Source organism: Novosphingobium sp. BL-S-24, from assembly GCF_055521575.1.
In genome coordinates, this window is the sequence record NZ_CM145488.1 from 2,592,587 (window position 1) to 2,615,280 (window position 22,694).

Here is a 22,694-nt window from a genome sequence, read left to right on the forward strand (position 1 = left end):
GATTTCCCTAGCGCTCTTAGTTTTATTCCCGTTTTCAATATAGCGGCAAGCCACTCCGGCTGGCTCATTTCTTGTGCAGTGCCTCAGGTTTATGAGCAGCTCGCTTGCCTTCATCGGTCTTCACCAGATATTCTGGATCATCTTTGGAAGCAGCTACCTTATGTCCTTTTATCGTGGTCGGCTTGGTCAGCTTCTTCACGACTTCGCCATGCGCTTCTCCGCCGTGGCTTTTCCAGCTAACCGCGTCGCCTGCTTTTAATGACTTTGCCATCGCATGTGTCTCCTTCATTTGGAGAACACCCGTCGGCATAAAGAGTTTTCAGAGCCTTTAGCACTTTGTCCCAAATCAGAGGTAATCCGTTTTATTTAGCGCGCATGTCATCGACAAAGTCGCGGCGTGGCGAAATGCATTGTCGTAAACCTCTAGCATTATTAACTAGCCCATAGCAGAGCACTGCGGTGACGCGGCAGACCCCGCGAACCGCAAAATCAGATATAAGAGGAGACGCAGATGCCGCATACCTTGGAAATCAATGACCGGGATGCAGCATATGCAGGTTCCCTTGAACAGTCTGATGCGTTCTGGCTTGACCAGGCATCGCGGCTGGAGTGGTTGACAGCGCCGACGGAGGCGGGCGATAGCTCGTTTGCCGAGGATGACTTTCGCATTCGCTGGTTTGCGGACGGGGTGCTCAACGTCTCGGCCAACTGCATCGACCGGCATCTGGCCGAACGGGACGAGCAGACTGCGATCCTGTGGGAGCCGGACGAGCCGGGCGAGGCATCGCGTAGCTTCACGTATCGCCAGGTGCACGAACAGGTCTGCCGCTTTGCAAATGTGCTGAAGGGGCTGGGCGTCGCCAAAGGCGACCGCGTCACGATCTACATGCCGATGATCCCGGAAGCGGCGTTCGCGCTGCTCGCCTGCGCGCGGATCGGCGCGGTGCACTCGGTGATCTTCGGCGGTTTCTCGCCCGAAGCGCTGGCCGGGCGGATCGAGGATTGCGAGAGCCGGATCGTCATCACCGCCGACGAGGGTCGGCGAGGGGGCAAGCGGGTGCCCCTCAAGGCCTACGTCGATGAAGCGGCGCAGATCACCAAACACATCGAGACGGTGCTGGTGGTGCAGGCGACCGGCGCGGATGTCGCGATCCAGGACGGGCGCGATCATTTCTATGCGCCGCTGGCGGCAAAGGCGGAGCCGGATTGCGATCCCGAGCCGATGGCGGCCGAGGATCCGTTGTTCATCCTCTACACCTCCGGCTCCACCGGCAAGCCCAAGGGCGTGGTCCATACAACCGGCGGCTATCTGCTGTGGGCGGCGATGACCCATGCCACGGTGTTTGACTATCGCGCTCCCGAAGTGTTCTGGTGCACTGCTGATATCGGCTGGATCACCGGGCACAGCTATATCGTCTACGGTCCGCTCGCCAACGGCGGGACCACGCTGATGTTCGAAGGCGTGCCGAACTGGCCGACGCCCAGCCGCATCTGGGAAGTCGTCGATCGCCATCAGGTCGCGACGATCTACACTGCGCCCACGGCTCTGCGCTCGCTGATGAAGGAAGGTGACGGCTTCGTGACCGCAACCAGCCGCGCGTCGCTGCGCCTGCTGGGCACGGTGGGCGAGCCGATCAACCCGGAAGCGTGGCGCTGGTACCATGATGTCGTGGGCGATGGGCGCTGCCCGGTCATCGACACATGGTGGCAGACCGAAACCGGCGGGCACATGATCACGCCGCTGCCGGACACTCCGCTCAAGCCCGGATCGGCGACACTGCCGTTCTTCGGCGTCGAACTGGCGCTGCTCGACAACGACGGGCGTGAACTGGACGGCGCGGTGGAGGGCAACCTTGTCATCAAGCGCAGCTGGCCCGGGCAGATGCGCGGGGTGTGGGGCGACGACAAGCGCTTCTTCGAGACGTATTTCCGCGCCTTCCCAAATGTCTACACCACCGGCGACGGAGCCCGGCGGGACGAGGACGGTTATTATTGGATCACAGGCCGCGTCGATGACGTGATCAATGTGTCAGGTCACCGGATGGGCACCGCCGAGGTGGAGTCCGCGCTCGTGCTTCACGATCAGGTGGCGGAGGCGGCCGTTGTCGGCTTCCCGCATGATGTGAAGGGGCAGGGCATCTACGCCTATGTCACGCTCAACGCCGGGATCGAAGGCGACGATGCGCTGCGCCGCACCTTGCGCGACTGGGTCCGCCGCGAAATCGGCCCGATCGCCACGCCCGACGCCATCCAGTTCGCTCCCGGCCTGCCCAAGACCCGCTCCGGCAAGATCATGCGCCGCATCCTGCGCAAGATCGCCGAAAACGAAACCGGTGCCCTAGGCGATGTATCAACCCTCGCCGATCCCGCCGTGGTCGATGACCTCGTCGCCAATCGTCAGGTTCAGGGCGAGCCGAAGCCAGCGGCCTGATCAGATCGGGCGGTCATTCTTCACGGAATGGGTCGGGCGTCCATCGTTGGCGCAGAAATTCCAGAAGTGCGGCCGCTCCGGAGGATAACCGTCCGCGCGGATGGACGGCATAGATACCCGCGCGGTCCGATCCACGCACGTCTGGCAGCACCCTGACCAGATCGCCACTGGCGAGCTCTTCGCTCACGTCCCACAACGACCTCAGGGCTATTCCCGATCCAGCCACGGTCAGTTCACGTATCAATTCGCTGCTGTTGGTTCTGACGCGACTTTTGACATCAAGGCTTAGTCGCCCATCCGGGCCAATCAGCTGCCATGGACTTTGGCCATCGGCAGCCAGGAAATTATGTTTCCCGAGATCTGACATCGATGCGGGGGTGCCGTGGGATTTCAGATATCCAGGTGAAGCGCAGAGAACCCGGCTATTCTCTGCCAGGCGGTGTGCGACCAATGACGGCGACGGAACTGACGTGATGCGGATCGCCAGATCGAAGTTGTCGCGCAAAATGTCGGTGAACCCATCAGACAGCTCGACCCACAGATCGACACCGGGGAACAATTGAAGGAAGGGTTCGATGCAGGGGGCAAGGTGGAGACGACCGAAAGAAGTCGGGGCGGTTATCCTCAACGGACCTTCCGGCACGGCGGTGCCATCCGTGGCTCGCGCTTCAGCTTTGGAAATAGTTTCGAGTATCTGGACGAGATCTTCGAAAAAGCGCCTTCCGCGTGCCGTGGCGTCCAGCGTTCGTGTCGTACGATCAAGCAAGCGCACGCCAAGCCGGGATTCTAGACGCGCCACGCGTTTTGACACCATCGCCGGCGATATACCGAGGTTTCTAGCAGCGGCACTCATGCTGCCAGCTTCCATCACTCGCACAAATAAAGTTAGATCAGGGTCCACATCTTTTCTCTGGAAGAAAAACTGAAATTACGTGATTTCTTCCGATGATCAAGGCAATCCGGGGGCAATCGAGCTATACCGAAGTTCGAAATATAACAGGAGCGACATGATGGACCGGATGGTGACACGTGCAGGCCTTAAAGTTGATCAAGACCTGGCTGCCTTCATTGAAGAGCAAGCCCTCTCGGGTACGGGCTTGGATACCGCCGAGTTTTGGTCAGGCGCCGCCAACCTTTTTGAGCGTTTTGCTCCCCGAAATCGTGATCTGCTTTTCAAGCGGGATGCGCTGCAGTCGCAAATCGATGCGTGGCATCATGAACGCGCTAGCGGGGTGATCGATGCGGACGAATATCAATCGTTTCTCCGTCAGATCGGCTATTTAACCGACGAACCCGCACCCTTCCAGATCGCCCCAGGATCATTGGATCCAGAGATCGCCAGCACGGCAGGTCCGCAGCTCGTAGTTCCTATCCTCAACAGCCGCTTCCTGCTGAACGCGGCCAATGCCCGTTGGGGCAGTTTGTATGACTCGCTTTATGGTACGGATGCACTGGAGGCACCAAGTTCCGCAAAGGGTTACGATGCCGAGCGCGGTGCAAAGGTCATCGCATGGGCCAAAACATTCCTCGATGAAGCCGTGCCCCTCGCCACCGGCGGATGGGCCACGCTTACCGGACCTGAAGCGATGACGCTGAAGAAGCCGGAGCAACTGATCGGGACGTCGGCAAACGGCTATTTGTTCCGCAACAATGGCCTTCACATCGAAGTGGTGTTCGATCGCGACCATCCGATCGGCAAGAATGATCCGGCGGGCATTTCGGACGTAATCCTGGAATCAGCGCTTACGACGATCTGCGATCTGGAAGACTCCGTCGCCGCAGTCGATGCTGAAGAAAAGATTGCCGGGTATGCCAACTGGCTGGGGTTGATGCGAGGAAATCTGGAAGCGACATTTGCCAAAGGCGAGGGCTTCATGACTCGCCGCATGAATGCTGACCGTCAATACAAGGCGGTTGATGGCGCGGAGATTACTCTTGCTGGGCGCAGTCTGCTTCTGGTTCGCAACGTCGGGCACCTGATGACCACGCCTGCGGTACTCCTGTCGGATGGTGGCGAAGCACCCGAAGGGATCCTCGACGGCATCGTCACCAGCCTTATCGCGATGCACGATCTCAACGGCTCGGGCGAGTGTGGAAATAGCCGCAGCGGTTCCGTCTATATCGTGAAGCCCAAGATGCATGGGCCGGAAGAAGCGGCGTTCACCAACGATCTTTTCGATGCGATCGAAGACTTGCTGGGGCTTGCCCGTCACACTCTCAAAGTCGGTGTCATGGATGAGGAACGGCGTACGTCGGCCAACTTGGCTGCGTGCATCGCCGCGGTGAAAAACCGCATATTCTTCATCAACACCGGCTTCCTCGATCGCACTGGTGACGAGATGCACACCTCGATGCACGCAGGCCCGATGATCCGCAAAGGTGAGATGAAAAGCAGCTCTTGGCTGACCAGCTATGAAGACCGAAATGTCCAGATCGGGCTGGCTGCTGGATTTTCCGGCAAGGCGCAGATCGGCAAGGGGATGTGGGCAGCCCCGGATCGGATGGCTGATATGCTGGAACAGAAGATCGGTCATCCGAAATCGGGCGCAAGTACGGCCTGGGTGCCATCGCCAACTGCTGCGGTCCTGCATGCCACTCACTACCATAAGGTCGATGTTTTTGCCCGGCAGGCGCAACGTGCTGATGAACCGGTGGCGTCCCTGTCTGATCTTCTTACGATACCGGTGGCAAGTGGCCGCAACTGGTCGTCAGAGGAGATCGAGCAGGAACTGGAAAACAACGCTCAGGGAATTTTGGGCTATGTCGTGCGTTGGATCGACCAGGGAATCGGATGTTCCAAGGTTCCGGACATTCATGACGTTGGTCTGATGGAAGACCGTGCGACCTTGCGCATATCTTCCCAGCATATTGCCAACTGGCTCCTGCACGGCATCGCAACCGAGGAGCAAGTCGATGCCGCGTTTCAAAAGATGGCGGCCAAGGTCGACGAGCAGAATGCGGGCGACCCGAATTATGTCCCGATGTCCGGAAATGAGGCGAACAGCGTGGCTTATCAAGCGGCGAGGGACTTGGTGTTCAAGGGGACATCGCAGCCCAATGGTTACACGGAGCCTCTGCTTCATGCCTTTCGGCTCAAAGCAAAAGATCAGAACGGGATCGCGTTGCCGGCGTAAGTCCAACCGGCCTCAGAAACAGTGAGACACATTCGGTTGTCACAAACGACATGAAAGTGTCATCAAAAAGTCATACGCCGCGCTTCGACAGATTCGGAGTGACGCGGGATGAAGCAGAGAGTTGCATCGGTAGCAGGCGTGATCGTCAGTCTTCTGGCGGTCGCGCCCGCCTGCGCATCTGAGGATGAACAGGCTTGGGTAGGCGGTACGGCCACCATCAAGCTCAGTGACAAATGGCGCTTTTCTCAAGAGGTGGTGTCGCGTTTCAGCAATGACCGCAACGGGCTGTACGAAGTGGAGATGAACTCCATGATCGGGTTGAAAGTGGCGGACAAAGTAACGGTTTGGGTGGGATATACGCATGATCCCAACTATGAAGCGGGTCATTTCACGGTGATGGAGCATCGTGCACGCCAGCAGGTCACGTTCGACAATTTTCTAAAAATCGGGCCAGGCAAGCTCAGCGCCAGACTACGGACCGAGGAGCGTTGGCGCGAGGGCATTGATGGTACAGCGTACCGAGTTCGCCCCTACGTCAAATATGTCGTGCCCTTCCACCCGGGCGGAAAGACCGCGCTGGTGCTCAGCCATGAGAGCTTCATTGACTTAAATAAGACCAATTTCCAGCGTGTTCAGGGCGAAGAGCGAATGCGCAATCAGGTTTCGGTAACCTCCGCCCTGACCAAGAAGATGAGCTTGGAAGTAGGCTATCTTCATCAGCATGGCTTTCGGCCGGATGCGGACGACAGCAATGACAATGTCGCAACCGCGTCTCTCAGTTTGAGTTTCTGACCGTCTGAGAATGCAAAAAACAGCCCGGGCAGTTGACCGCATCGCTTAAAAGCGTGAAGTCCCCCTTGGAGTATCGCGAGCGAGGCTGCTCAGCGTTTGGGGGGCGGATGTCGTACAGATTCAAAGTGATGCTTCAGCATCTGTTGCCCAAGCGTCACTTGACGACCTTTGCCGGCCGTGTAGCTCGCGCTCAGGCCGACAGATTAACGACCGGCCTCATCTCGTGGTTTGTCGGCAAGTACAAGGTCGACATGACCGAGGCGGCGGAACCTGAACTACGCCATTACAAGAGCTTCAACGACTTTTTCACTCGTGCTCTGAAACCGGGGGTCCGACCGCAGGCGGACGCTGACTTTGTGTGCCCCGTGGATGGAGCGATCAGCCAGTTTGGCGCAGTGGACGACCACCATATCCTCCAGGCAAAGGGGCATCGGTTCACCGTCACCGAACTGGTGGGTGGCGACCAAACCCTGGCGGTCCCGTTTAGGCACGGCAGCTTCGCGAACTTGTACCTGTCGCCAAAGGATTACCACCGGTTGCACATGCCGTGCGCTGGCAGGTTGAGGCGGATGATCTATGTTCCGGGGTCGCTGTACTCAGTCAATCCCGCCACCGCTCAGGGTGTACCCAAGCTTTTCGCCCGTAATGAGCGGGTCGTCTGCGTGTTTGATTCCGCCGATGTCGGGCCTTTCGTTATGGTGCTTGTGGGCGCCACGATTGTTGGAAGCATCGCGACGGTATGGCATGGGGTCGTCAATCCGAAGCGTACCGGCACCATGGCGGAATGGACCTATTCCGATCAGGAAATCGTTCTCGCAAAGGGCGAGGAGATGGGCCGGTTCTTGCTGGGGTCGACGATCGTAATGCTGTTCCCGTCCGACACAATCACGTTTAATCCGCAGTGGGCGCCAGAACGAAATGTCCGTCTCGGTGAGTACATGGGCAACCGTCCTGAACGATAGATATCCTTACCGCGCTAAGAGACGAGTGCTCTAAAAAGGTTACTCTAGACATCTTGCCAATCTTGCAATGAAACGCTAGCCGCAGCTGCCCGCAACTTCTTTGAGCTGCGGGCAAGATCGCGTTGGTGCTTCGCAAGGAGCTTAAAAGGGAACGCGGTGAGAAGGGTTTTCCCTTCGATGCCGAGGCTGTCCCTGCAACTGTAAGCGGTGAGTGCGATGCATATTCGCGGCAGGCCAAGGTGCCCTGTCGCAGCCACTGGGCCGGACGCTAACTCCTGCGAGGCCTGGGAAGGCCGTGCATCGTGCGATGACCCGCAAGCCAGGAGACCTGCCAGCGTCCGGTCGCTCTTGCCTGGGTCCAGGGGATGGCCAAGGCACGGTGTACTCCGTCTGAGCGACGACCGCGCGGCAAGGGGCCGCAGCGCCGGGGGGATCCGGCGGGTGTTGTTGCGCCCGCGCTCCCGCGTTGCAACTGTTTCGGTACGTTGCCGAAACGCCTCCCCTACCGTTCGTAACTTGCAGCTACGCCGCCTGCTTCTGCAGGATTTCGGCGTCCATGAACGGGGGAATGAACTTTGACTAATATCCAATTGCCCGCCCATCGTAAGTTGGCGGCGGGCGCATCCGTCTTCGCGCTGCTTCTAGGCTTGCCGGCTCGTGCGGAGGAAGCCGACAGCACATCCGCAGACAGCATTGTCGTAACGGGCCTGCGCGCTCAGGACCAGCTGGACACAGCAAGCAGCGCTAGCCGTCTTGGCATCACGGTGTTCGAGACGCCCGCCAGTATCGAGGTCCTCGACGGCGATGCGATCAGGGCGCGGGGGGATTTTTCCATCCAGGAAGCCGTCAGCCGCGCTACTGGCCTTACGTTTCAGGGCTCCCCTGGCAATGGTAACACGGCAATGGCTGCGCGCGGGTTTTCGGGCCAAGGGTCGGTCCAACTTCTGGTGGACGGGACCCGCCTGTTCGTGGCGTCCGGCACCTTAACTTTTCCCGTCGATCCCTGGACGGTGGACCGCATCGACGTGTTGCGGGGTCCAAGCTCTGTCATATCCGGCGAGGGTGCCATCGGCGGTGCCATCAACGTGATCATGAAAAAGCCTGTGACCGATCGCAACGTGATGCAGGCTCGTGTGGCCTACGGTTCGGACAATACGATGCAGATCGCGGCGGATGCGGGTGGGCCCGTGGGTGGCGGTCTTTCCTATCGCTTGGCCGCCAGCATCAGCAGATCCGATGGATGGTTGGATCGCAACAGCGACAACCAAAATATCGCCATTTCCGGCGCCCTACGCTGGGATGCGACGTCAACGCTCAATTTCACGCTGGCGTCCGATTATGGGGACGTAGAAATCCTGCCGTACTTCGGAACACCATTGAATGCTGGCCGGTTCGACAAGCGCTTGCGTTTCATCAACTTCAACATCGCGAACAACCAGGATCACTTCCGTGACAGTTGGACACGTCTGTCTGCTGAGTGGCACGCATCCGACGCGCTAACACTGCGTAACGTGGCTTATTACCTCAGTTCGAATCGCGATTATCTGAATGCCGAAAGCTATCGGTTTTCTCCAGCGACCGGACTGGTCACCCGAGGCGACTATCTCAACATCATCCATCGGCAGGATCAGATCGGCGATCGCGGCGATGTAACGGTAACGACACCGTTGGGAAGAGACGTGGAAAACCGGTTACTGGTCGGCTTTGACGTCAATCGGATCAAGTTTCGCCATATCAATAATTCGCCTTATGGCGGCAGCACGGTGGTCGATCCGTTCAATTTCGAGCCGGGTGGTTTCATCACACCTGTGCCTACTTCTCTTGGCTTCCGCACGGTGACCACCCAATATTCTGCGTTCATGGAAGACCAGCTTAAACTTGGCGAAATGCTTTCGCTGGTGGCGGGATTTCGGCAGGATTGGTACGACCTCGAACGCATTGATGCGCGCACGCCGGCAAACGGCTTTAAGCGCAAGTATCACAGCAGCTCGGGTCGGGTTGGGGTAGTGGTGAACCCGACAGCCGACACCGCCCTCTATGGTTCGTTCACGGTTGGCACCGATCCCATCAGCGCGTTGATAACTACCTCGAACGCGCAGAAGGACTTCGGCCTTTCGCCTGCTCGCCAGTTCGAATTGGGCGTCAAGCAGCGTTTCCTTGACGGACGCGGATCGGCCTCCGTTGCCTTGTTCGACATAGAAAAGCGCCGCCTCCTGACACCTGATCCGGAGAACCGCCTGATAACGCAGCAGGTCGGCAGGCGCACGTCGAGGGGCATAGAGGCGACGCTTGCGGTGCAGGTCACAGACGCGTTCGGGATCGAAGCCAATGGCACTGTGCTCAAGGCTCGCTTCAAGGAGTTCGGGGAGGTTGTAAACGGGGTGGTCATCGACCGTGCCGGCAAAACGCCGCCGGGTATTCCGACCAAAACGGCAAATATTTCGGCGAACTGGCGTTTCGTTGAGCCATTGCAGGCGCGGGTGTCCGCCCGTTTCGTCGCGCCGCGTTTCACCGACAACGCCAACACGCTACGGGTGCCCGGCTATGAAGTGATTGACCTGGGCCTGCGCTGGACCATCAGCGATAAGTTGGCGATCGATGGACGGGTCAGCAATGTTTTCGACAAGATCTATTCCATCGGCAGCAGTTCGTCGCAATGGCTGCTGGGAGCCCCCCGGCGATTTGACGTTCGCCTCGACATGAGCATGTAGTCCGATGGCCCGCCCGGCTTTCATCAAGGCTGGCTTGCGGTGGCTCTATTGGGTCCACCGCTGGCTGGGCATCGCAGCCTGCGTGTTGATCCTGCTTTGGTTCGTGTCCGGGCTGGTCATGATGTACGTGCCTTATCCATCGCTGACGGATGCTGAGCGATTGAGCAGGCTGACGCCAATTGATTGGAGCCGGATACGGATAGGGTCTGATGAGGCGCTGCGCCGCGCCAAGTTATCGGAATTCCCTGATGACCTGCGGCTGGACATGGCTGCTGGTGAGCCGGTTTGGCACATCAAAACCAAAGCAGGCCGACTGGCGCTGTCTGCCGTCGACGGCCGCGCGTTGGTTGCTGCTGACGCTGCGTCCGCTGCCGCAGTGGCGCGTCGGTTCTCGCATTCGGGGGCGATAAGGGCTGTAGAGCGGATCCACGACGATCAGTGGACAGTAGCGCAGGGCTTCAAGTGGGCTCGCCCGTTATGGAAAGTTTCGCTTGCTGATGGGGAGGGCACGCAGATCTATGTGTCCTTCACCACTGCCGAGCCGGTACAGATCACTACCGCCCACGAGCGCGCATGGAATTGGGCTGGCGCAGTGCCGCACTGGCTCTACCTGACCGCGATCAGGCGTGATGGCTCGATCTGGCGACAAGTCGTCATGTGGACCTCGGGCGCAGCCCTCATCGTGAGCATCAGCGGCTTATGGATAGGCATTTTGCGTCTGAGGATGCGAAAGCGATACAAGAGCGGCGCCGTCACACCGTATGTTGGCTGGATGAAATGGCATCATCTGACGGGACTGGTCGGGGGTCTGTTCGCCATCACATGGATGTTCAGCGGCTGGCTGTCGGTCAATCCGTTCGACTTGTTCGTGCGTGAAGGGCGGTCTGATGCGGTTGCTCTCTACGTCGCGCATGCTGGAGCAGACTTTCCGGCGATAGACAAAAACGCCTTGGCCGCGATCGCCCCGCGAGCAAGGGAGGCGAAATTTTCCTGGATCGGCGGGCGTGCCGTTGTGACACTTGTGGAAGGGGAGGGACGATCCACAGTCGGTCAACCCGACGGCAGGATACTGCAGTTCACCACGCAGGAACTCGTCGCGAATGCGCGGCGTACGATGCCCGGTATTGCAATTCGTCAGATCATAACGCTGCGAGAACCCGATCTCTATTGGTACTCCCATGGGCAAACGAAGATCTTGCCGGTGATCCGCGTTATCTTCGGTGACTCGCAACAGACATGGGCCACCATCGACCCACATAGCGGCAAGCTGCTGAGCCAACAGAATGCAAGCGGTCGAGGCTATCGATGGCTTTTCAACGCTCTCCACGACTTCGATTTGCCATTCCTGCTCGCCAACCGTTTCCTGCGCGATCCTTTGATGTGGCTATTGTCTGGACTGGGAGTCGTGATGTCTGTTTCGGGTATTGTTATTGGATGGGTACGATTGGTTAGATGGACCCGCGCACGCATTCTGCGGGGCGGATCCCGATCACCCACCCATCAAATCAGCTAATACCGATTTGGTTGAACGACAGGCTATCCGAACTGCTCGAAGGGTAGCTGCCGAGTTTGTCACCAATCGATGCATCGAAATGCTCCTCCATCGCAGTCGATGCAGCGATCGGATCACACTCGGCTATGGCGTGCGCGATGCGACGGTGGAGCGAAAGGATGGCCATCTTTTCTTCAACCGTCTGACGGGTTTCCCACGCCTTAGGCACGGCGATCTCCATCTGCGGGCCGAAGGAACGGACAATCTGAGCGAACAGCATGTTCCCGGTCGATGCCGCGATCACCTGATGAAACTCTGTATCGTGCGCTGTAACGCTGTGCATGTCTCCTTCCGCCTTCGCCTTCGCCATCGCTTCCGCGAGTGCGAGAATCTGCTGCGCCTGTGCGTCGGTGCGCCGTGCTGCTGCCAAGGCGGCAATGCGGACCTCCAGCGTTCGTCGCACGTCCCAGACATCTGCGACACTGACCTGTGAGGTGGCAACCGCGTGCTCAAGGGAAGTGCCGATAACCGAGCCATCGATCGCCCCCACCCGGGCTCTGCGGCCGTTACCGACATCCAGTAACCGCAAGGCGGCCAGTGCGCCGAACGCTTCGCGCATCACGGCGCGGCTGACGCCCAGTTGGCTCGCAAAATGACCTTCCCCTGGAAGACTGTCACCGACTTTCAAATCATGGTCACGGATATGACCACGGATGGCTTGGACGGCTTGATCGACCAGCGATCCGCCATGCTCCAACAGGCGCGTGCTCATGCAGCCACCTTTCTCGCTCGATATTGCGTAGGCGCTTCACCGAAATGCCGAGCGAAAGCCCGGGTGAAGCTTGCATTGTTCAGGTATCCACAGCGATAACCTATCGATGATATCGGCAGGTCGGTCGCCAGGAGCATCTGGCCGGCTTCCCGCAGCCTTTGACTGGATATGGCATCTGCCACAGTACAGTTGAACATCTCCCGAAAGCCGCGAGTGAGCTTGCGCCGATTGAGACCCGAAGCCCGGGCTATTCCGTCAAGGGTTAGCTTTTCAGCCCATCGTTCATCTATTACCTGCCGAGCTGCCATCAGCCGCTGCGTGTCCGCGCGTGACAGTATGCCCTCCGGACTTACCGGGATTAGGATGTTCCCACGCTGGGCCAGCAGGAGATCGCAAAGCAGCTCAATACTCTTGGCCAGCCGATAGGGCGTCCGCGCGGCGTCCGGCAAGTCACAGTCCCTGATGGCAATTGCAATGGCGCGCAGCTCAGCGGGGAGGTGATGCAGTCCTTCATCCGTCAACATCACGGGGCCACCGGCGATCCGCTCGCATGCATCGCGCGAAACCAGCAGAATGAGGCGCGTGCTGGTGTCGGCATCGAGCGCGGAACTGGTGGGATTTGCCAGGTACTGCACAGTTGCTGCCACGCCTGGGCCGCCGAAGGTAAGGATGAACGCGACGGCGCTTGGGGGCGCTGTGACGGCACCCACTCGGCCTGGACCGACCAGGCTCAGCATTTCCGGAGAGACCTGGATTGCAGCTATTTGGCCTTGCATGACGCCCCCTAAAACCTGTCCCTCTCCAATAACCTATCTGATAGCTTTTTACAAGAGGTATCAGATAGGTTCGAGAGTGGCGGAGAAGGGGGCATGGCGCATTGCCTGGACGAACGCGGCGACTGAGATGAGGCTTACGATCACGCCGACGATCGCCAGTCCTTGGCCAAGGTGTGCCTCTCCTCCCAAGAGATCACTGGCCAAGGCGACCAAAGACGGGGCAACGCCGAAGCCGACCAATCCCGCAAGCGCGATGAAGGCGCCTATGCACAACCCTCGCAATTCGTTGGGTATCAAAACCGTTAGCGCCACCGACGTCACCAGGCCCGTGATGGTGCCGCAAAACATCAACAGGCCGATCGCGGCCCCAAACAACGGCACGCTTGGAGCGACCGGGAACAATGCGGCGGGCACACCGACCGATGCTGCGACGATCGCTCCTAACAGCAGACCGCCGCGTCGTCCGCTACGTTGACCAAGATCGGCAGCGAACCCGCCCATGATGGAGCCCGCAAGCCCGGTCGCGAAGATCAATGCTCCCATCCATCCTGCGAAATCCTCTGGGGGCACGCCATAGCTGCGCGACAACACGGGCGATGCCCAAATGCTTGCGGCAGCATCGGCCATGACCACACTGACCTGGCCGATGAACAAGGGAAAAAGAAACGCACGGCGTGCCCAAAGCTCACCAACGACCACGCGGAAGGGGGCGTGGGTGCTGGCGACAACTTCCTTTCGGGACGGTTCGCGCAGCGTGACAAGTGGTAGCGTGAGACAGAGGCTGATGAGCGCAAGCAGCAGATGCACGCCGCGCCACGGCGCCAGCGCTCCCAACCCTGGCAGTGACAGGTGAATAAGCAGCCCGAGCAATCCGCCCGCCAAGGCGAAGGCTCCAGCTTGTCCAAGGCATTTTCCGACAGTGACGATCAGCATCGCCCGACCGCGCTGCTCCGGGATGCACAGGTCAGCCGTCAGCGACAGAGCGGCGGTGAGGGCGCCGGTCGTGCCGATGCCCGCCATCATTCGTGCTGCGAACAGGATCGGCACGGATTGCGCGAACGCCGTCAACAGAGTCCCCGCCGTCCAGATCAGGCTCAGAGCGATCAGCAACCGCACTCTGCTGGTGCGATCGACGAGAATGCCGATCGGGATCGAAAACAGGACCAGCGGAACCGCAGTGGCAACGCCCTGAACCAACCCGAGGGTGTGGTCACTGAGGTGCATTTCTGCCTTCGCGCCTTCCTGCACCATGCTGAACGAGCCCATCATGGTGAAACCCGATGCCATGGCGATCGCAAGAATGACTAGCGGCGCAAGCCTGTGGCGGAAAACAGAGGAGGCAGGAGCGGCAATCGTCGCCATCGGCTTGGACCTTTCAGGGCACGCGCAGGAGCCTTCCGGCCATCATGCCGGTCCGCCTTCTGGATTGGGTTTTGAAGCGAAGATCAGGCCGTGAGCGCGAAAATCTTGCCTGGATTGAACAGATCGTCGGGATCAATCGCCTTTTTGATGAGGCGCATCATTTCCACCGCCGCGCCAAGTTCTTCGACCAACCAGTCCTGCTTACCCAACCCGATGCCGTGTTCGCCGGTACACGTTCCATCCATTGCCAAGGCGCGACGCACAAGACGATCGTTGATCGCTTCAACTTCGACCATTTCGGCGGGGGCATTCGGATCAATGGAAAAGACGACATGGAAATTTCCATCGCCCACATGGCCGAGGATAGTCCCCGGTACACTGGACTTCTCAAGATCGAGCTTCGTTTCCGTAATACATTCAGCCAAGCGGCTGATGGGGACGCACACGTCGGTCGCCCAGCCAATCGCACCGGGCCTCAGATTGACGGCGGCGTAGTACGCCTCGTGACGGGCCTTCCAAAGTTTTGTGCGTTCTTCGGGTCTGTTCGACCAAAGGAACTCACCGCCACCGTTCATTCCGGCGATTTCTTCCACTGTCCGAACCTGTTCTTCGACATACGTCGGTGAGCCATGGAATTCGAAGAACAGCGTCGTCAGTTCCGGATAATCGAGCTTCGCCCATCGATTGACTGCGCGCATCTGCATGTCATCAAGGATTTCCACCCGTGCCAGTGGCACGCCGATCTGGATCGACTGGACCACAGTATCGACCGCACCTGATAGTGTCTCAAAGCTGCATACAGCTGCAGAGATCGCCTCAGGAATGCCATGAAGCCGCAGCGTCACTTCGGTGATGATTCCCAGGGTGCCTTCGCTGCCGATCATCAGGCGGGTCAGATCATAACCAGCTGCCGACTTCCTCGCCCGGCGGCTCGTACGAATGTCACGACCGTCGGGAGTAACCACTCGAAGCGATAGCACGGCTTCGCGCATCGTACCGTAGCGGACGGCATTGGTGCCAGAGGCGCGGGTTGCTGCCATTCCCCCGATGGTCGCATTGGCGCCAGGGTCGATGGGAAAAAACAAACCAACGTCGCGCAAATGCTCGTTCAGTTGTTCCCGCCGCACACCTGCCTGAACCGTGCAGTCAAAGTCTTCGGCATTCACCTCTAAAATTGCGTTCATTTCGCTGAGGTCGATGGTGACGCCCCCACGGATAGGGATGGTGTTGCCTTCTATCGACGTTCCAGCGCCAAACGGGATGACCGGTATTTTCGCTTTCGCGCACAACTTCACGAGATCGACCACTTCTTCGGTCGATCGCGGATATACTACCGCGTCAGGTAGGCTTGGTGTGAAGTGCGTTTCGCTGCTGCCGTGCTGCAGGCGAATTGCCTCTGCCATTTGCAGGCGTTCACCGAACAGCTCATGCAGAGCGGCCAGGAAATCGTCAGGCAGCGGAATGCGCGTTTGAGGTGTGTAGTGTGCTGACATGATGACCCTCAGAAACGGAAGCTGGCGCGGACGCCATAGCGGCGCAAGTCACCGATGATGCCGAGGTCCGACGCCGGCAGTCCCGCAAGGACGAGTGTCGTCTTTTCGATGTAGCTGTCGAAGTACTTTTTATTGAACAGGTTATTGCCGAAGATCGCGAGTTCGATCCCGCCGGTGCGATACGTGATGGATCCGTTGGCCAGCACGTAACTTTTGAGGATGGTGGGCGTGGTCTCGTTGAGGCTGGCTGCAGCGCGGCTGCCCTTGCCGTTGACGCTCGCGCTGAAGGTCAGGCTATCTTCGCCGAATGGCACGACGTAGTCGCTCGACACATTGAACATCCAGTCCGGCTGGAAGGTCAGTCTATCAGTGGCGAGCTGGCGACCTGTCACTGCGGTATAGGGGGCGGTATTTGTAAAGCGCGCGTGCATGTACGTGGCGCCGCCCGACAATGTCCATTGCTCAACTGGCTTGAAAGTGACTTCCAGTTCGGCACCGTAGCTTTCTACGTCGCCCGAATTGAGGTCAACTGTCACAAGACCTCCCGTAGAGGCGGGAGCAATCGAGTTTAGCCCGATGTAATCTCTATAGTCATTATAGAACAGCGCGCCCGCGACGGTCACCCGCCGATCGAGTGACGAGAACTTGGTCCCTAATTCATAGGTCCAAGCGGAGTCACCTTTGTACTTTCGGATCGGTGCGGTGACGGCATTAAAGCCACCCCCACGATAGCCGCGCGCTACCGATGCGTACGTCATCAGCTCTTTGTTCCAGTGCCGGGTCACCGAGAGACGTGGTTCGACCTGGTTGGATTTTAGGCCGACTGTGGTGGTCGCTCCGCCATTGACGGAACCGGACGATGATCGATCCTCATGGTCGTACCGCATGCCCAGTGCGACTTCCCAGTCTGCATTCGGTTTCCAGAACGCGGTGCCGAACACGGCATAGGTGTCTGCCTTGGTGCTGTTTTGCGCACGGTTGTTGATGCTAAGGCCGATCAGTGGAATGGCAATGTTCGTCAGCTGATTGGCTCGGGTCGTTTCGCGGCTGTAGAACAGGCCCACCAAGGTGGACAACTGGTCGCTCAGCTCGGTATCGAAGCGAAGTTCTACGGTTTTGGTGCGCAGGTTGTCGGTGCCGCTTTGGCGCACTGCGGGAATGGGAAGCGCCGGGTTGCTGGGTCCGAAATCGCCATCCGTGTCCGGCGAACTGGTGTTCCGCAGGTCATACGCGGCCAGAAGCGAGACTTTGGTATTTATGGAGTCGATCGGCGTTTCGATACGAGCATTTACGCCGCGATACTTATACGTGGTGGTACCGAGCGTGTCGAACTGGTTGTTGCGCGAATAGTCGGTCGGTCCGGCTACGCGAGCGTATGGAACGTTCACGCCCTTCACCCAGTCATAGTAACCATTCACTACAATAGTCAGGTTCTCGGTCGGGGTGGCCCTGATCGTCGTGCTGATCGAATCAGTGTTCAGGCGATTGGCTTTGCCGCCAATATTCGTGTTGTTGAGGAAGCCTTCCTGCTGGCGATGCGATGCACCAACCCGGATCGCCAGCTTGTCCTGCACGATGGGAGCAGAGACCGAACCTGACACCAACCAGGCATTGTCTGGCCCTGCATAGCTTGCCTGACCACGCGCCTCGAACTCGTTACCCGGCTGGCGGGTGATGACGTTGATCGCGCCACCCAGGGTGTTCTTGCCATAAAGCGTTCCTTGCGGTCCGCGCAGAACCTCGATGCGCTCGACATCGAGCAGTGGGTTGTTGAGGTAGGCGGTGTTGGGACGATAAATACCGTCCACGAACAAACCCACGCCCGGCTGCACGGACTGCACCAGCGTCACGCCTACGCCGCGGATTGAAACGAAAGCTCGGCCAGCGCCGTCGCTGCTGATGTTGAGGCCCGGCGTGAGGACTGCGGCCTCGCGGACGGAATTGATGTTGCGACGAGCCAACGCGTCCCCGCTCACCGCTGTAACGGCGACCGGCACATCAAGCAGAGTTTCCGCACGCTTGCGAGCGGTGACGACGATTTCGGGATCAGCGGCAACGGTGTCGACTGGTGCTGTGTCTTGAGCCAGTGCTGGCACGGAACCGGCTGCGGCGAACGATACACTAGCGAGAAGCCAAAACTTTTTCATTGTTCTCTCCCGAGGCCGCCACCCAATCCTTCGCGGGGTGATTCGGCTTATTACCTGTAAGATAGGTCTAACCTATCTGAAAGGTGGGGCAGAGTCCGTCGAGTATGCCGTTCGGGGCGAACCTTTGATTTATCGGGGCAGTCGCCAGATCACCAGCAGGTATAGCCGCCATCGGCTAGGACGATGCTTCCCGTCATCAAGCTGGCGGCGTCGGATGCCAGGAATGCAACGACCGACGCGACTTCCTCAGCTTCGCCAAGACGCGCCATAGGCGTCGAATCAATCCACCTGTGGTACATCTCACCCTGCTTGTCCGCGAACTCATTCAGCGGAGTTCGGATGTAGGTGGGGGCGACAGCATTTACTCGCACGCCCCGGTCGGCCCATTCGGCCCCAAGGCTGCGGGTAAGTTGATGCACCGCGGCCTTGGAAGCGTTGTAGTAGCTTTGCCCCTGCGGACGGTTCACGATGAAACCGCTCATCGATCCGACGTTGACGATGCTGCCGCGACCAGCCTGGAGCATGTGTCCGCCGAAGGCACGTGCGCACCAGAATGTGCCGTTTAGGTTGACGTCGATGACGTTGAGCCAATGCTCGTCGGCTACCGTCTCCGCAGCAGTTTCGCTGCGCGCGATTCCGGCATTGTTGACGAGGATATCGATGGCGCCAAGCTCATCCGCGACTTCGGTTACCCGGGCCGAATTGGTGACGTCCATGACGACCCCTTTACAGGCGTGACCCTTGGCCGCCATCGTCGCCTGTGCAGCTTGGATCACGCTGTCGTTGAGATCGGCGATAGTGACCGCAGCACCCAATTCAGCCATCGCTTCCACACAAGCCAAGCCGATGCCACTCGCTCCGCCGGTAACCAGCGCCTGGCGGCCGTGCAACTTCAGTCGTTCAAGATACATGGCATGTCCTTCAGGGGAGAAACGGGGCGATGGGGAAGGGCGCTTCTTCGATCGCTTCACCACGTTCCAATTGATAGACCTGTCGGTCGCCCCTAGTGAATTCAGGCCAGGACAGGGTGCCGTCGCGTGCAAAGTTGACCCAGATCCTGTGGATTCGCGCCGCCAATTCCTGGGGAGGCGCCTCACCACAAAGTCCATCAGGCCCAGTGGTCGTTGCTAGTGTGTCGAATACAAATGGCGCTTCCATCGCATGCGCCGCACCCAGCCCGTCCGATGCAGGCGTCCCGAACAATGGCGACTGCCAATCGAATTCGTACATATGCGTGCGGCCACGATGTTCTTCCGCGAACCGGCGCGCGGGCCAACGGAACACGAGGTCGTGCGCTGCATCGGTAAACGCGTGGCCAGGCTTCACGCCCTTTCGGCCCATGCCATACGCCTTGAGCAGCTTGCGAGCCTTGGGGTGATTTCGGTGAAAGATATACGTCGCCAGCAGTCGGCCGATCTTCTCGCGCACCCCGGTCGGAACGAAGTAGAGATTCATCTCCTGCGCGTTGGTCCCGATCAACAGATCGACATCCGATCCCGCTCCCGCCTTCAACGCATCCAAAGGCTTCATCGGCAGAACATCATCGCCGTGGACCGGTACGAACCTGCTGATGCCGAAAACAGGCTCGTACCCATCGGCGTCACGCAGATCGAGACGGGTCGTGGGCAGGCTGACCTTCTCTACTGCATCTAGCAAACGGTCACCCGCTTCCACACTCCTGAAGCCAGCCTCGTCGGCGGAGATGTTCAGGATTTTCGCCAGTTTGCGCACCAGTTTCTGCGCTACGCCGATGTCACGTGTCATGGCGCCATGGCCGCTTTGCACGATAGCACGCTTGAACAGCCCTTTGGCCAGCGGTGATGCGATGAGATTGGCGATTGCCATTGCACCCGCCGATTCCCCAAAGACCGTCACATTCGCTGCGTCACCGCCAAAAGCCGCAATGTTACCCTTAATCCACTCCAGCGCCGCAATCATATCCCGCAGCCCCAGGTTGGTCGGGATGCCCGGGATCGGCAAGAAACCATCGACCCCCATGCGATAGTTGATGGCCACGCATAGCACGCCATCTCGCGCAAAGCCGGTACCGTCCTGCACCGGCGCATCCTTGCTGCCGATCACGAACCCGCCGCCATGGATGAACACCATCACGGGCAGCGCTGCACCCGGCTCCGCAGGCGACCAGATGTTGAGCGTCAGATAGTCTTCGCCTGGTTCCCACCCCTTGCCAACCAAGGGCATCACGTCCAGGCCGGGGATCGCCTTAACTCGTTGCGGCGCGTTGGGACCTGGGGTCAAAGCATCGCGTACACCCGCCCATTGAACCGGCGTTTGAGGATTGGCAAACCGCCGCCCGTTCGAAGGCGGGGCAGCATAAGGCACGCCCAAGAACCGGGCGATCGCCCCCTCGACAGATCCGCGGACCTTCCCTGCGGTGGTCTGTACGATCACTTCATCCATTCCCATGACTCCGTTGGCTGCTACCAGCATAGCCCGCGAGGTGGGATTGGTGTTTGGTTTTTGGCTGTGCTGAGCGGGGCTAATTGGTTGCCCGTTGGCACATTTTGCGAGCGATCCAGTGAGGGTGACGCCGTGGATCGTTGCACGGTTTGAAGTTGGGGCGGGCCTTTCGCGACCCGCTCGTTCACTTCACCAGGTCGATGCTTCGATCTTGATTTTCCCATCGAGGACACCGATCGGATCGGCTGCGATCTGGGGGTAGTGCACTTTCAGCATTGCATGCCAGTCATCGGGAAGGTCGGCGAAGCGGCTTACCTTCCCTCCATTTCCGAACAGGGCGAGCGATCCGGGGCGGTCGTCCATTTTAAGCCACGCCGGCCAACTCCGTACGTCGTTGGACTGAACGCGTGAATTGATCGTCTTAGTTTTCGGGTCGAGCACAAGATCTCGGGCGCCGGAAATCGTGCTGACTTCGTTTAGAAAAGATACCGAACCATCGGGTGCTGTGACGCGTGCATGGGAACGGTCGCGCATGGCCAGTTCCGAACGGCCGAGCGGGAAGAAGCTGACCGGCACATGCTGATGATCGTATTTCGGCTGACCCGGGACTTCGGGAATGACGAACTCGTTGTCAGCAGACACTTTGAGGTGGGTGGGAATAGGCCCGCGGCCACCGACTTTCACGGTTTCGCCGGTTACAGGGTTGCGTAGTGTCTTCAATCGCTCGCCAGTTTCCACATCGACGCGAAAACTCACTTCCAAGTCGATGAGATCGAACCCGCCATCGGCGTTTTGCGTCACTCGCTGGATGGACCCCAGGTTAAGCGCATACATGGGAATGAGATTGCCCCCTGTCGCCGCCATATAAGGGCCTTTGATCCACGAGAAAATCAGCCCGTCGTCGGTGCGATAGCGGAGTTTGCGATAGATCAAGCGGGCGTCTGCCGAGTTCGCAGGGTCGAGCGGTCTTGTGGCGGCCCGAATTGACGTCGAGGGAAATACCGCCGCCGAGGCAGCGATCCCCAATCCTAGCTTCAGGGCATCGCGCCGTGCCGGACGGATCTCATCGAACATGCTCGTCATAACGTCCCCTCTTCATTGAGGGCGCAGTGTCAACCAACGATAGTAAATCGCTATCGCCTGTGTGCGATTGTCCGCTGTTCGGCGACTTTATCTCGGAACGGGACGACAGCGCTCATGCAATGAAGTCATAGAGCAGCAGGATACGCCCCCTCGACAAGACCTGGAACCGCTCCAACCGACGGGCACCCTCGCGTATGATGCGACGCCGGACCTGCAGGTCTATGCAAAGTATGCGACCGGCTTTTGCGCGGGCGGCGCCAGTTCGCCTACCGAGAACTACTAAGCGTTCCATTCTGACGATGCCGCCGAGCACAGCTCATGATCAAGCCCGGCCAAGGACACTAGCCGCCCCACACCGGATTTCTTGTACCAATTTCAACAGCACTACGAAAGAGGGCGAGTGCAAGATCGCACAATTCGCTGCGCTTCATCGGTACGTTGGTGACCGACGTCCAGACTGACGTCTCCGAAACTATAACTCGAGATATGCTGAAGCTGGTCACAACGTGAGAAAAAGATCGCCTCAACCATTATCCGGTTCAACGTATATCATTTGGTAAACGATAACTGATCAAAAATAATTTTGATATATTAATTGAAACAATGATTGCTTCCAGTGCCTGCTGGGCGCTCTACATCGTTTCGGGGAAGCGCGTCGCGGCAGTAAGTGGGTGGCGATGCGGCAGCTTGGGGCCTATTGATTGCGACGCTTGGTTTTTGGCCTGGAGGCATCGTTCAAGCTGGCTCATCGCTGCTCGCGGCGAATATTGTCGGCGGCATGATTATTGTGGCGCTTCTGTCCAGCGCGTTGCCATATTCGCTCGAAATAAAAGCAATGCGGCGCTTGCCATGCGGGTCATTTGCTCTGATCAGCAGCCCGGCGTCGTCTATCTTCTATTGGCCGAGCGGCTGACCAGCATGCAGTGGAGCGGCATGTTGTGCATTGTTATTGCATCGCCAGGCGGACCCTCGCAGCGTCCACTTTCGGCCAGCGCGGTGGTGACACCAGCGGCTGAAACGCCTTAGAGCAAAAAGGATACCGTCAGCAATCGACACCCGTGGCATGTCACCAAACGCCTGTTATTGTAGGCTTGAGCTTTGGTCTCATCACCAGTCAG

At 58.9% G+C, this 22,694-nt stretch carries 17 protein-coding genes and 1 riboswitch; of the genes, 7 read left to right on the top strand and 10 right to left on the bottom strand.

The features are described from left to right. Positions 1 to 64 precede the first annotated feature (64 nt). Positions 65 to 271 carry a hypervirulence associated TUDOR domain-containing protein gene (locus ACZ1JM_RS17805; RefSeq protein WP_465133673.1) on the bottom strand — a complete coding sequence of 69 codons (207 nt, stop codon included), beginning with the start codon at positions 269 to 271 and terminating at the stop codon, positions 65 to 67. 240 nt (positions 272 to 511) lie between these two features. On the opposite strand from ACZ1JM_RS17805, the gene acs reads away from it, so the two are divergent. Further along, a complete protein-coding gene (gene acs, locus ACZ1JM_RS17810) occupies positions 512 to 2,431 on the top strand; it encodes an acetate--CoA ligase (protein ID WP_465133674.1) in 1,920 nt (639 codons plus the stop codon). 13 nt (positions 2,432 to 2,444) lie between these two features. Here the strand turns inward: acs and ACZ1JM_RS17815 are convergent, their stop codons facing one another. Further along, positions 2,445 to 3,299: a LysR family transcriptional regulator gene (locus ACZ1JM_RS17815; RefSeq protein ID WP_465133675.1), complete on the bottom strand. Its 855-nt coding sequence runs from the start codon at positions 3,297 to 3,299 to the stop codon at positions 2,445 to 2,447. 139 nt (positions 3,300 to 3,438) lie between these two features. Here ACZ1JM_RS17815 and ACZ1JM_RS17820 point away from each other — a divergent pair, with 139 nt between their 5' ends. From ACZ1JM_RS17820 to ACZ1JM_RS17840, 5 genes are all read left to right on the top strand, one after another. Continuing rightward, positions 3,439 to 5,565 carry a malate synthase G gene (locus ACZ1JM_RS17820; protein WP_465133676.1) on the top strand — a complete coding sequence of 709 codons (2,127 nt, stop codon included), beginning with the start codon at positions 3,439 to 3,441 and terminating at the stop codon, positions 5,563 to 5,565. Between the two features lie 108 nt (positions 5,566 to 5,673). Then, the gene (locus ACZ1JM_RS17825) at positions 5,674 to 6,357 is read left to right on the top strand and encodes a DUF2490 domain-containing protein (RefSeq protein ID WP_465133677.1); all 684 of its coding nucleotides are present in this window, start codon (positions 5,674 to 5,676) and stop codon (positions 6,355 to 6,357) included. A 107-nt stretch (positions 6,358 to 6,464) separates the two neighbouring features. Then, positions 6,465 to 7,319, top strand: a complete 855-nt coding sequence (asd, locus tag ACZ1JM_RS17830; protein WP_465133678.1) for an archaetidylserine decarboxylase — start codon at positions 6,465 to 6,467, stop codon at positions 7,317 to 7,319. Positions 7,320 to 7,425: 106 nt separating this feature from the next. Continuing rightward, positions 7,426 to 7,669: riboswitch (cobalamin riboswitch) on the top strand. A gap of 225 nt (positions 7,670 to 7,894) precedes the next feature. Next, entirely contained in the window at positions 7,895 to 10,030 is a 2,136-nt protein-coding gene (locus tag ACZ1JM_RS17835; protein WP_465133679.1) for a TonB-dependent receptor, read from the top strand. Positions 10,031 to 10,034: 4 nt separating this feature from the next. Then, positions 10,035 to 11,543, top strand: a complete 1,509-nt coding sequence (locus tag ACZ1JM_RS17840) for a PepSY domain-containing protein (RefSeq protein ID WP_465133680.1) — start codon at positions 10,035 to 10,037, stop codon at positions 11,541 to 11,543. On the opposite strand, the gene ACZ1JM_RS17845 is transcribed toward ACZ1JM_RS17840, so the two are convergent. The 8 genes from ACZ1JM_RS17845 to ACZ1JM_RS17880 all read right to left on the bottom strand — a co-directional run bounded on the left by ACZ1JM_RS17845 (position 11,536) and on the right by ACZ1JM_RS17880 (position 21,576). Further along, positions 11,536 to 12,294: a FadR/GntR family transcriptional regulator gene (locus tag ACZ1JM_RS17845; RefSeq protein WP_465133681.1), complete on the bottom strand. Its 759-nt coding sequence runs from the start codon at positions 12,292 to 12,294 to the stop codon at positions 11,536 to 11,538. The genes ACZ1JM_RS17840 and ACZ1JM_RS17845 overlap by 8 nt on opposite strands. After that, positions 12,291 to 13,070: a helix-turn-helix domain-containing protein gene (locus tag ACZ1JM_RS17850; protein WP_465133682.1), complete on the bottom strand. Its 780-nt coding sequence runs from the start codon at positions 13,068 to 13,070 to the stop codon at positions 12,291 to 12,293. Before ACZ1JM_RS17850 ends, ACZ1JM_RS17845 begins: the two co-directional genes overlap by 4 nt. A gap of 60 nt (positions 13,071 to 13,130) precedes the next feature. Further along, positions 13,131 to 14,357: an MFS transporter gene (locus tag ACZ1JM_RS17855; protein WP_465133683.1), complete on the bottom strand. Its 1,227-nt coding sequence runs from the start codon at positions 14,355 to 14,357 to the stop codon at positions 13,131 to 13,133. Positions 14,358 to 14,515: 158 nt separating this feature from the next. Beyond that, the gene (locus ACZ1JM_RS17860; RefSeq protein WP_465133684.1) at positions 14,516 to 15,925 is read right to left on the bottom strand and encodes an FAD-binding oxidoreductase; all 1,410 of its coding nucleotides are present in this window, start codon (positions 15,923 to 15,925) and stop codon (positions 14,516 to 14,518) included. Positions 15,926 to 15,933: 8 nt separating this feature from the next. Beyond that, positions 15,934 to 18,072 carry a TonB-dependent receptor gene (locus ACZ1JM_RS17865; protein WP_465133685.1) on the bottom strand — a complete coding sequence of 713 codons (2,139 nt, stop codon included), beginning with the start codon at positions 18,070 to 18,072 and terminating at the stop codon, positions 15,934 to 15,936. Positions 18,073 to 18,221: 149 nt separating this feature from the next. Beyond that, a complete protein-coding gene (locus ACZ1JM_RS17870) occupies positions 18,222 to 18,983 on the bottom strand; it encodes an SDR family NAD(P)-dependent oxidoreductase (protein WP_465133686.1) in 762 nt (253 codons plus the stop codon). A 10-nt stretch (positions 18,984 to 18,993) separates the two neighbouring features. Beyond that, entirely contained in the window at positions 18,994 to 20,493 is a 1,500-nt protein-coding gene (locus ACZ1JM_RS17875) for a carboxylesterase/lipase family protein (RefSeq protein ID WP_465133687.1), read from the bottom strand. Positions 20,494 to 20,682: 189 nt separating this feature from the next. Next, entirely contained in the window at positions 20,683 to 21,576 is an 894-nt protein-coding gene (locus tag ACZ1JM_RS17880) for a DUF1838 family protein (RefSeq protein WP_465133688.1), read from the bottom strand. 667 nt (positions 21,577 to 22,243) lie between these two features. On the opposite strand from ACZ1JM_RS17880, the gene ACZ1JM_RS17885 reads away from it, so the two are divergent. Next, a complete protein-coding gene (locus ACZ1JM_RS17885) occupies positions 22,244 to 22,489 on the top strand; it encodes a hypothetical protein (protein WP_465133689.1) in 246 nt (81 codons plus the stop codon). The last annotated feature ends 205 nt before the right edge of the window (positions 22,490 to 22,694 follow it).